Here is a 331-nt window from a genome sequence, read left to right as displayed (position 1 = left end):
TCCGTGCGCACCGTGAACGCGCTATTGAAATCGGTGCTCTCGAAGCGGACCTTCTCCCCCACCCTGCGCCCGTTCATGGAGAGGGACGGCAGGGCGAACGGCAGCACGAACCCGCAGACCACCTCGGAGTGATGGTCGGTGACCGTGCGGGTGTGGGTGTGGCCCTCCGAGTCCGTCTCGGTCACCGTGTGGTCGGTCTTCCAGGTGTGGGTGAAGGCATCGAGCCGGATGCGTCCCGCAGGCGCGGATGAGGTCCTCGACGCGGTGGCCGTAGCCCTCCCTGCTGGTCGGGTAGACATCCAGGACGGAGTCGTCGCCGCCGACGAACTGC

1 protein-coding gene is annotated in these 331 nt (G+C 67.4%); it reads left to right on the top strand.

The genetic code is table 11. The features are described 5' to 3' along the window. Positions 1-138 precede the first annotated feature (138 nt). Positions 139-331 (top strand): hypothetical protein (locus BN358_RS27855; protein ID WP_232233281.1); only part of this gene is annotated, 193 nt, incomplete at its 3' end.

Origin of the sequence: Sedimentibacter sp. B4 (assembly GCF_000309315.1) — a bacterium.
Taxonomy (GTDB): Bacteria; Bacillota; Clostridia; order Tissierellales; family Sedimentibacteraceae; genus Sedimentibacter; species Sedimentibacter saalensis.
Note: the sequence above shows the minus strand (reverse complement) of the source record. Positions and strands in the feature narration are given on the sequence as shown.